A 10,742-nucleotide genomic window follows, 5' to 3' on the forward strand; every position below is an offset into this window, starting at 1 on the left:
AGTTTCTATGCGAAGCTGGAAAAACAAGCGATAGCTAGTTTCTATGCGAAGCTGGAAAAACAAGCGATAGCTAGTTTCTATGCGAAGCTGGAAAAACAAGCGATAGCTAGTTTCTATTGCCACTAACAAAAGACAAAGCGAGGCTATAAAGGCAATCTAACAAAATATCATGCTTTAATTTTACCCAATACAACAAAGAGCGCAAAGAATCTAAACCACACAAACAGCACACAAGCAATCCATACCCCGCCTTTTAGCTTTAAGGGCTTCCTTGCTTAAGGCTTGTGATAAATTTACTAGCCATATTTAGAATCTCTTTTTTGCTTATCATTCCATTCTGGTTTAGAAAATCCAGAATCTTTACAGGTTTGACAGGGCTTAGGCTTGTCATGATATGAGAAAAGGGCTTTGCGCCAAGCATGATTATTACAAAATATCTCCTCTAAGCTTTGTTTGGCTACATTCCCTATAGGCTTTCCTCTATCATAATACACATTACAACACAAATGTGCAAATCCCCTATAGTCTATAAATATCTCCCTAAATACACGCACACAAGGCTCTTTTCTATTGCTTATACTAAGAGATCCTATCTCGCCACCTCGATCATTGCCTATCTTTCCCCAATTCATAGCAGTTACAATTAGATTTAAATTATCAAGACGCATAGAACTTATACAGCTTTGATTTGGTATAACTTGTATATCTGGTGCTTGCAATCCTAGCTTTGCATAGAATCTTTTAATTCTCTTAAGTGATTTATCATCGTTATATGTCTCATTTGGCAGTGTATGCAAGGTAATATTTAATCTATTAAGAGAAGATTCTATAAGGCTTTGCAACATCTCATTATCTAAAAAATCTCCATTAGAATTAAATCCAATAAAGCTCCTAGGACAAGCATCTCTTAGCCTTTTATATGCATGGATATATTTGGATCTAAAAGCGGCTCATTATAACCATTAAGGCTAATGCTAGATTCAAATCCAAGTAATCTTAGATTCTCTAAAATTATATTAAATATCTCGGATTTCATAAAAAGGCTTCTATCATGCCTACCATGCAAGCCAACAGGGCAGTAAGAACATTTACGATTGCAAAATCCGCTAGTCTCTATATTCACAATTCCTATAAATTTAGCAAAGAGTAGCCTTTGATACTCCTTATTACTAATATCCCTAAACAATGCTAGAATGTCCTCTTTATTACTAGATAATTCAAAGCTTGATAATAATTTTTCAAAAAAGAATCTTCCCGCTGTTTTAGCAAGCGGAATATCATTACTTCTTGAGAGAATCTCATATTCATTAATTAGACTCATGAGATTCCTTATGCGCAATATCTATTGCTGTGGTATCTTTTGGCTTCTGATTGAATTGTATAAGTTGATATGGATAGAGATAAATTGTTTTTAGCTTTGGAATATGATCTTGCAGGGAAGTTGTAGCAGCTTGGTCTGGATAATGGCAGGAGGCACAAACAGGAATTAAATCCTTTTTCCCATCTACATGTATCGCACGAATACGAGCTAAGCTGCTTGCCTTATTTTGTGAATATGAGGCTTTGCCCCCCCCCCCCACTGCAGAGTCTTGAGCAAAGCAATCTTGATTTGGGTTATTTATAGAATCTACATCTAAAAGATTATTATTTTTTTTGCAATAGGGCACTTTCCCATACCTGCTTTATAGTGGTGCTAGACACATTTCCTAATGCCATTTTTGCCTGAAAATCAGCACAACAAGGGCTAATATCTCCATTGCTATAAATTAGTAATTGATAAAATACAATAGGACATATTGCGTTATTAGTGATAGTATGTCCATATTGATGCGAAAGCTTACTTTCGCTTTGATTAGACTCCAATGAGAGATTTATATTTAGACTATTGCTAACATCAACGCCGGGCCAAATATTTGCCACACCATCAAGATAAATGCTATCAGCATAATTTCCAAAAAGCTCTAAAAAACGCGCATGGTCTTGCTTGCTAAAATAATCCATATTCATCTTAATATGCACATGGACATTATTGGCATAGTTGCTCTTATACTCATAGAAATACTTGATATTATCTATGATTTGAGCAAAGTCTATTTTCGCTTTTGAAAATACACGGTAGTTTGAATCATTTAAACCATAGATACTAAAGTGTATTTGATCAAGTTCTGCTTCTATAATTGCTTGACTTAATTCTTTTGTTAATAAGCTAACATTGCTAGTTGTAGCAATCCTATTTGTAACTCTAGCCTTTTTGCCAATAGTATAAACTCTGCAAAATGTGGATTTAGCATTGGCTCTCAAAATCCATGCAAATGTATCATTTTAATAGGATTGCAAAACTCTGCTAGTTGATTTAATATGGTCTTAAATGTATCTAGGCTCATCTGGCTAAAATTCATTTCATTTTTAGCATTCTTGCTGCTTTGAAAACAAAAACTACATTTAAAATTATATATATTACTTGTATCAATATATATAGTTAGGGGCTGTTTTAAAGGTAGGGTGATATTAAAGGCTCTCTATCCTTGCTATATGGTTGCCTAAACTCTGCTTTGATTGTTTTTATAATACTATCTAAGTGTTTCATATTTATCCTTATAAATTGGGTTATGTTAATTTATTTATGATTTCAGGATTTTTTGGGGTATGAAAAACATAACAGACTCAATTAATCCTTGAGAATAATGACGAAAATAAACTTTATAATGCTTATTTAGGCTTGCAATATATTTAGGAATGGTGTAAACGTCTGTTGGCGCGTGATATACAGATATAGCCAATATTGGCTGGTATGCAGTTATGATATCTATCATTCCCTTAAGAGCGTTCATCTCTTCTCCTTCTATGTCCATCTTAATAAATACTAATGGTTGAGTTGAGGAGCTTTGTTGAATATGAGGCTTTGCCCCCCCCCCCCACATTTTCAGGGCTTGATTCTAAACCAACACTACTAGAAACTCCAAAAAGCAAGTCATACATAGAATCAAGATTAACAATATCTACTTTTTCTATATGGACATTTAGGCTATTATCTCTATCTTGCCTGATGATTCTATTAGCAGATCCGTTTTCCTTAGAAATATATAGGCTTTGAGGTAAGTTGCCCAAGCCATATTTATGCAAATGCACATTATCAAAGGAATTTAGATTCTGTTGCAAACTTGTAAAATTCGTACTCTCTGGCTCAAAACAATGGCATATAGCCTTATTATTTCTCTGCAAGAATGCTAATGTAGTCTCACCATGATATGCACCAATATCAATAAATATATCTATATCACAAAATGGGATAAAATCCTCGAAATACTGCGTTTCTGGCGTATATGAAAAACCTTGCATATATTCAATATTACTTGAATAGCGAAAATTTAGGCATTTTTCAAACGCATTTTTAGAAAGTGCGTCTGCAAGCAAATCATAGATAGCCTCATAGCAAGAAATGTTATGTTCTATATCTAGCTTAGAATCCTCTAATAATAATGGCACTTCATTCTTGCAACTCACAAATTCTATATCTTTGATATTAAGATTTGAATACTTAGCAAATGCGAAGTAATCAAGATTCCTAAAACCAAGTAAATTAAGCCTATCTCTTACATTCAAGGCTTGGCTTAGCACTACGCAAGATACAATCAAAGCATCACTTGGAACTAAGCTTGTTTTAATAACGCTAATATTTGGCAATGGAGACTTAACATCATAATCGCAAATAAACCCAGCAATATTATAATCAAGCGCATAAGCAATACTCAAGGCATAGTCGTTTACCCCAAATACATATCTCCTAGATGGATATGATAAAAAATCCTCGCAAAATGTCTTGGCTTTTGCATTGTGTGATATGGGATATATGTTCATCATTTCTCCTTTTGTTCCCAAATATTTATTACTTTCATTAGATTATTTTGTTATACCTTATCCTAATCTCTTTTGTCATTGTAACCTTGCTTTTCGTCATATCTCAATGAGTGTAAGCGAAGCCAATAATCTCATAAAGCATTAAAGATAAGAGATTCTTCGCTTCGCTCATAATGACAAAAAAGTAATACTTAAGACATAACAATGGGATAGCCTCAAGTATGATAAAGTGAATTGAGATTCAACATGACAAATATAGAATCTACTTACTACTCTGGCACAAAGAAAAATACACTTTCAGTCAAGCCACTTGAGTAATGTCTAAAATACAGCTTATATTTTTTCTGTATGCTAAACACCAAATGCGGAATCTCTAAAAAATCATCAAATCTATGATATGCAGAAATAGCAAGCAATGGAGCAAAATCCCTAATAATGCCTCTCATACCACAAAGAGCCAATTTCTCTGCGCTTTCAATATCTATTTTTATCATGGTTTGACCCCCCCCACTTATTATTATATCTCCAGAGGCTAGGAGATTATCTAGCGAATTGATCTCTATTTGATTAGTTTTCTTTATCTGGCTTTGAATATCTTTGGATTCTAGGATTTGCAAATGCGAGCTAGTGCTATCTGCAATGACTTGCAATGTTAGGGACTGATTGGCTAGCCCTATATTAAACCCTTTTATTATCCTATTATCTTTGCTAGATTTTTTGCTTATATCAAAATCACTTAGTGCCCCATTACTTAGTGCCTTTTGGGCTAAAATAAAATTCTCCCTTTCTGGCTCAAAGAAATAAATCTCTTGATAATTCTTAGCTCGCTTGATAAATTCAAGAGAAGTCTCGCCATGATATGCGCCAATATCAAAGAATGTAATCACTCTATCTAAACGACAAAAATCCTCCCAATACTGCCTATGTGGGACAAAATCAAAATCACGCATAAATTGCCAATCGCTGCTTAATCGAAAGCTTAAAACATTGGCAAATTCAATTCTAGATTGCTCATCAGATAATCTATTGTATATTCCCTCATAGATATTAGAGAATGTATTAAAGTGGATTCTAAAATCAGACCAATTACTAACCCTTTTAGAGTTAGTTTTGCTAGCACTTGCTTTGCAATCTTGGCTGTAATATGCACTAAGATCACATATATTAAGATTATTAGATTTAGCATTTCCATTATTACTATTTGCATTACTATCTGTGTGTTTATGCTCTATATTTGCTAGGCTTTGCGCGAATTCATCAAAAAATTCTAGCTCCAATAAGTCTAATCTAGCATTAGCTTTATTCTCTGCTATGCACTCATTTGCCTCTTTGCTTATCTCTTTTTTGCTTACTTGCTTGTTTACCTCTTGGCAAGCACGACTAAATGCGAAATAATCCACAAAGTCAAAATCTATAGCCAGCGCAGAAAATTGACTTTGCAAGTTTTGCATCTTGCATATTGCCTTTTTTGTTTGGCTAGTTACTACTACTACTCTACACCGAAGGCTTGAGGGGTTAGCATTATTTGCGTGTGCTTGTGTGTCTTTATGTAGATTGGTTATATATTGACTTAGCTTCTTTGTATTGATGATTGGAATCTTTATATCTAGGCTTTCATGATGGCTTATAGTAGTGAAGTCATCAATTATTCCATCTATATGTATTAATGCTTTATAACATTCAGAGATTATGCTATTTGTATATTGATTGTAACCAAATATATAACGCAAGACTTTCTTGCTATTATCAAGAAAGTCTTGCAAAAATGATTTAGCATGTAATATGGACGCTCTTTCTTGGCTAGCAATGTTGGCTATATCTGTAAAAAGCATATTTATCCTTTTGTTATATATCAAGCGATTATGTGCATAGTAGGCTAATGGGTGGAATTTGTTCTATAGATCTCGTGCTAAGTGATTTTTGCGCTCCCTCAAAAAAAGCAAGACCTAGCAAGGACTCGTATATGCCAAAGATATATGGACTATCAAAGTCTCTAATAAAATCCTTATTAGAACTATCAACATTCAAGCTTCTATCTCCAGTCTTGCTTTGTATATAAGCCCTAAGCTCACTTGCTATATCGCTATAATAATTTGCAAATGCTTCAATAAAACCTGCGGGGTGACCAGCCTTAAAGCGATTATACCTATGCTTATTTGCCTCCAAACAATTAGGTGAAGCCCTATCAACAATATATTTTTGCCCTCTTTTGTCACTTAGCAATAATATCTCTGGGTTAGTTTGTAACCATATAGCACTATAGTTTTCTGCTTGGATTCTAACTTGCAATCCATTCCTAAAACCTAGCGCGCTTTTAGAAAACCACATATTCACATGAATATCTGAATAGATAGTAGACTGATAACGAGCTAATATATTTACATCATCAATTACATTAGCAAAATTCCCATAACTAGCACTAAGGGCTATACATTCTAGGGGAATAGAATCTGTAAGGAAAGAAATGATATTTTGACAATGTATCCCCAAATCAAGCGATACTATAGGTATATAAGAATCCTTTAATCGCCAATCTTGTGGTTTTATAGCATTTCCATAGTCATCGCACTTGATAAAACCCTCTTGTGGCATTTCTATATGAATAGAGTGGATTCTGCCTAGATGATTAGCTTTTATACGGCTCTTAAGCTCCCTTAACATTGGATAGCCTGTATAGTTATATATAACTGCTAAAAACCCATTGGTCTGCTTTAAAATAGCCATAATCTCTAATGCCTCGCTAAGACTTAAAGCTAAGGTTTTTTCACAAATCACAGCATAACCTTGCAATAATGATTCTATAACCATCTCCTTATGAATAGGAGTAGGAGTTAGAACACATATTGCATCTATATTGCCCTTTTCACTCTGCAATAAATCCTTATAATTGTAATAAAGTCTTAGAGTCTGTGCATCATCGCTAAAGGCTTTTGCACTTATAGCATTAATGTCCTCATTTGTGCTAAAGCAAGCGGCTCTAAGGGAGAATTCCCTATCCATTTTAGTAGCAATATAATGTGTTTTTCCTACAGCAGATTCTACACTGCCACCAATAAAAGCTAATCTTAATGCACTCACAATAACACCTTAGCTATTTTTATGAAAATGGGTATTTTCATAATTATTTAGCCCTATTAAGAAACATATAATCCTCAAAAAACTAACATGCTAATTATATTAAATAAAACCCAATAATCAATCAATACTTTATTGATTGATTATAAAATATCAAGATTAGCATAACTTTATTTCACATTTTTTTCATAAATAATTATGAAAATACCCATTTTCACATATTAATTTTTTATACACTTTGTAAAATACAAGCCAAAGACGGTGAAATGAAAGAAAAGCTTATAATCATTGGTGGCGGAGGGCATGCTTGCGCATGTCTTGATATTATAACTATGATAAAACATTTTGACATTATAGGTATTATTGATTCGTATTTAGCCAATCAAAATATAAAAAGTGTCCATGGATATGAAATATTAGGTGATGAAGAAATGCTATCATCATTTGCAGGCAAAAAATATAGCGTATTTGTAGCAATCGGGCAAATTAAAACAGCTAAACCAAGAATAAGCATCTATAACAAACTAAAATCACTAGGCTTTAAACTACCTAGCATTATTTCCCCTCTAGCTTATGTATCAAGTAGATCTATATTAGATGAGGGCAGCATAGTAATGCACAATGCCTTAATCAATGCTAATGTTAGAATTGGCAAAATGGCAATCATCAACTCTAAGGCTCTAGTAGAGCATGATTGTGTCATTGGAGATTTTTGTCATATAAGCACTGCTAGTGTTGTTAATGGTGCTTGTCAAATAGGCAATGAGGTTTTCTTAGGAAGCAATATGATACTAAAGCATAAAAGCAATATATCAAATGGTAGTATATTATATTGTAATCCATTAGAATTAAGATATAAAACCGATGCATACAATAAAATCATATCAATTCAACATAAGCAAACCAATAACACCACTAAACAAGACAAGCTAGATACGGGGGGGGGGGGGGCAATCCTCTTAGAATCTACTTATACTATTTATATTCTTTATACTCTTTTGTATTCTTATCTCTTCCTATCTTTTATAGGGAGAAGAGTCTATGAATAGTAAATCCTATAAAAATATAGTCTTTATAGGGGCTGGTGGATTTGCTAGTGAATGTTATCAATATATCTTAGATGTTATGAGTATTGATAGCAATATTAGATTTAAAGGATTTGTATCTACTAGTAATGATTTAAGTCCTTATGGATTAGAGCATTTATTTTTAGATTATTATGATTCTTATGACTTTGGTAAAGATATTAATGAATATTGTGTAATTGCTATAGGTGATCCAAAGGCTAGATATAGAATCTATCATGAGTTAAAAGATAAGACAAGATTCTATAATCTAATCTCTCCTAAAGCATTTGTAACTCATACTAATAATATTGGTGAATGCAATGTAATTGCGCCGTTTGCAACCATTGGATTAAATACAAAAATCGGCAATGCAAATATCATTGGTAACTACGCGATAGTAGGACATGACTGTATTGTTGGTAATTACAATTTTATTAGCTCATACTCTTCATTCGGAGGTTTTTCAGCGATTGGCAATGGAAATTTTCTAGCACATAAAGCCACCCTCACACCACGCACTAATATTCAAGATAATTGCACAATATCGGCAAATAGCGTTATTTCCAAATATCTTAAAAGCAACAAAATAGCACTTGGTAATCCTGCAACAATCATTGGCGAAAATGAAATATTTGATTTTAATTAAGGAGCAAACATGGATATACAACAAGCAGTAATAAAAGTGCTAGATGAGTTACGCCCAGATATAGAAATAAGAGATTCTATAAATCAAGACAAATTAACATTTATAGATGATGGAATTTTTGATTCCTTTGATATTATCTCACTTGTTAGTGCTCTTGATAAAGAATTTGGTATATCCATAGATGGCAGCAATATCGTAGCAGAGAACTTTAACACAGTAGATAGCATAGTTTTACTTGTGAAGCAAAGCCTAGAAGAAAAAAATAGAAGATAAATAAAGGCATGCTATGAACTTCACATTCTACGATAAAAAGATAACTTCGATACTCACTATTTTGCCAAAGCAAAAGAGCTATTTTGATGATGAGATATCAAATTACAATTTTCCGCCAAAGAAATCTTTAGTCCTAAAGGAGCTAATGGGATATAACGCTCACAATATAGCAAATGAGGGCATGCTTGCTTCTGACTTCATCATAGAAGGATTCCATAGGCTTTTTGATGATGGAGTAGTTACACCTGATTTAATAGATGTTCTTATATATGTAACGCAATCACCAGACTACTTAGTGCCGCAGACTTCAAGCATTATTCAAGATAAGGCAGGGCTTAAAAATGACATATTATGCTTTGATATAAATCAAGGCTGTGCAGGATTTTTACATGGTTTATTCCTAGCATTTAGCCTATTAGAAAATCCTAGCATTACAAAGGTAGCCCTAGCAAATTCAGATATTCTTAGCAAAAAGGTAAGCATTAGGGATAGAAACAGCTATCCACTAGTTGGTGATGGTGGCAGTATAACATTGATAGAAAAAAGCCACACTAAAGATAAAAAGCCAATTTATTGCTATAACAAAACATTTGGAGAGCAAGCTTTAGCAATCAATATCCCAGCTGGTGGATTTAAGCTTCCAAGCAACAATGACACAGCAAAGCAAATAGAAGATAGTGATGGCAATATAAGGAGTCTTGATAATCTAATAATGCAAGGAGCATCTGTATTTAGCTTTGTGCAAAGTCAAGTGCCATTAATGCTAGATTCTCTATTTAAATATGCAAACACAACAAAAGATGAAATCGATTATTACATGTTTCATCAGCCAAATAAATTTATGCTACAAAAGCTAGCAGACAAGCTAGAAATTCAACATAGCAAAATGCCAAACAATATAGTAGAGAACTTTGGCAATGGTAGCGGCATTACCATTCCTCTAAATATATGCTTCAACCTAACTAATATCCTATCTACAAATGACTTAAAAATTTGCTTTGGTGGCTTTGGCGTAGGGCTTACGCTATCTGGAATCATTATGGAAGTAGAAAAGATTCCATACTTAAGAGTTATGGAAATATAAGGAGGAAATATGCAAGATATTATAGAAGTATTGCGCTTTAAGTTAATTGATTTGCTAGATATAGAATCATTGCAAGATACACAATCTCTACTAGATTCTAATGAATGGGATTCTCTAAGCAAGATTGCCATTATTGCCTTTGTAGAAAAACGCTATCAAGTATCACTAAGCATAAATGAGCTAGACAAAACAAATAGCTTGCAAGATATAGCCAAACTTATAGTAAAGCATATAGATACTAATAACACCACTAAACAAGACAAGCTAGATACGGGGGGGGGGGGGGCAATCCTCTTAGAATCTACTTATACTATTTATATTCTTTATACTCTTTTGTATTCTTATCTCTTCCTATCTTTTATAGGGAGAAGAGTCTATGAATAGTAAATCCTATAAAAATATAGTCTTTATAGGGGCTGGTGGATTTGCTAGTGAATGTTATCAATATATCTTAGATGTTATGAGTATTGATAGCAATATTAGATTTAAAGGATTTGTATCTACTAGTAATGATTTAAGTCCTTATGGATTAGAGCATTTATTTTTAGATTATTATGATTCTTATGACTTTGGTAAAGATATTAATGAATATTGTGTAATTGCTATAGGTGATCCAAAGGCTAGATATAGAATCTATCATGAGTTAAAAGATAAGACAAGATTCTATAATCTAATCTCTCCTAAAGCATTTGTAACTCATACTAATAATATTGGTGAATGCAATGTAATTGCGCCGTTT

14 protein-coding genes are annotated in these 10,742 nt (G+C 33.2%); 6 read left to right on the top strand and 8 right to left on the bottom strand.

The window, feature by feature from the left end; translation table 11 throughout:
- Positions 1–296: 296 nt before the first annotated feature.
- The 8 genes from LS73_RS09095 to LS73_RS09130 all read right to left on the bottom strand — a co-directional run bounded on the left by LS73_RS09095 (position 297) and on the right by LS73_RS09130 (position 6,936).
- Complete coding sequence (locus tag LS73_RS09095) at positions 297–845, bottom strand: SPASM domain-containing protein (protein WP_034558061.1); 549 nt, start codon at positions 843–845, stop codon at positions 297–299.
- A gap of 62 nt (positions 846–907) precedes the next feature.
- Complete coding sequence (locus LS73_RS09100) at positions 908–1,321, bottom strand: hypothetical protein (RefSeq protein ID WP_034558062.1); 414 nt, start codon at positions 1,319–1,321, stop codon at positions 908–910.
- Positions 1,308–1,667 (bottom strand): hypothetical protein, encoded by a 360-nt coding sequence (locus LS73_RS09105; RefSeq protein WP_104692147.1) that lies wholly within the window; start codon positions 1,665–1,667, stop codon positions 1,308–1,310. Before LS73_RS09105 ends, LS73_RS09100 begins: the two co-directional genes overlap by 14 nt.
- Positions 1,645–2,301, bottom strand: coding sequence for a radical SAM/SPASM domain-containing protein (locus LS73_RS09110; protein WP_034556591.1), 657 nt, complete (start codon positions 2,299–2,301; stop codon positions 1,645–1,647). The genes LS73_RS09105 and LS73_RS09110 overlap by 23 nt, the downstream gene beginning before the upstream one ends.
- Positions 2,302–2,621: 320 nt before the next feature.
- Positions 2,622–2,831 carry a hypothetical protein gene (locus tag LS73_RS09115; RefSeq protein ID WP_052089415.1) on the bottom strand — a complete coding sequence of 70 codons (210 nt, stop codon included), beginning with the start codon at positions 2,829–2,831 and terminating at the stop codon, positions 2,622–2,624.
- 22 nt (positions 2,832–2,853) lie between these two features.
- Entirely contained in the window at positions 2,854–3,858 is a 1,005-nt protein-coding gene (locus LS73_RS09120; RefSeq protein ID WP_034556589.1) for an FkbM family methyltransferase, read from the bottom strand.
- 269 nt (positions 3,859–4,127) lie between these two features.
- On the bottom strand, positions 4,128–5,690 hold the full coding sequence (locus LS73_RS09125) for an FkbM family methyltransferase (protein WP_034556587.1): 1,563 nt from the start codon (positions 5,688–5,690) through the stop codon (positions 4,128–4,130).
- A 28-nt stretch (positions 5,691–5,718) separates the two neighbouring features.
- On the bottom strand, positions 5,719–6,936 hold the full coding sequence (locus LS73_RS09130; protein ID WP_052089414.1) for a Gfo/Idh/MocA family protein: 1,218 nt from the start codon (positions 6,934–6,936) through the stop codon (positions 5,719–5,721).
- Positions 6,937–7,199: 263 nt separating this feature from the next.
- On the opposite strand from LS73_RS09130, the gene LS73_RS09135 reads away from it, so the two are divergent.
- The 6 genes from LS73_RS09135 to LS73_RS09160 form a co-directional block, all read left to right on the top strand.
- Complete coding sequence (locus tag LS73_RS09135) at positions 7,200–7,982, top strand: NeuD/PglB/VioB family sugar acetyltransferase (RefSeq protein ID WP_138070024.1); 783 nt, start codon at positions 7,200–7,202, stop codon at positions 7,980–7,982.
- Positions 7,975–8,646, top strand: a complete 672-nt coding sequence (locus tag LS73_RS09140) for a PglD-related sugar-binding protein (RefSeq protein WP_104692305.1) — start codon at positions 7,975–7,977, stop codon at positions 8,644–8,646. Before LS73_RS09135 ends, LS73_RS09140 begins: the two co-directional genes overlap by 8 nt.
- 9 nt (positions 8,647–8,655) lie before the next feature.
- The gene (locus LS73_RS09145) at positions 8,656–8,919 is read left to right on the top strand and encodes an acyl carrier protein (protein WP_052089431.1); all 264 of its coding nucleotides are present in this window, start codon (positions 8,656–8,658) and stop codon (positions 8,917–8,919) included.
- Between the two features lie 13 nt (positions 8,920–8,932).
- A complete protein-coding gene (locus LS73_RS09150; RefSeq protein ID WP_034556671.1) occupies positions 8,933–10,003 on the top strand; it encodes a 3-oxoacyl-[acyl-carrier-protein] synthase III C-terminal domain-containing protein in 1,071 nt (356 codons plus the stop codon).
- A 9-nt stretch (positions 10,004–10,012) separates the two neighbouring features.
- On the top strand, positions 10,013–10,387 hold the full coding sequence (locus tag LS73_RS09155; protein WP_114985923.1) for an acyl carrier protein: 375 nt from the start codon (positions 10,013–10,015) through the stop codon (positions 10,385–10,387).
- A partial coding sequence (locus tag LS73_RS09160; protein ID WP_201273583.1) for a PglD-related sugar-binding protein occupies positions 10,380–10,742 on the top strand: 363 nt, incomplete at its 3' end. The genes LS73_RS09155 and LS73_RS09160, both read left to right, overlap by 8 nt.

It is taken from the genome of Helicobacter muridarum (assembly GCF_000765805.2).
GTDB classification, from domain to species: domain Bacteria; phylum Campylobacterota; class Campylobacteria; order Campylobacterales; family Helicobacteraceae; genus Helicobacter_A; species Helicobacter_A muridarum.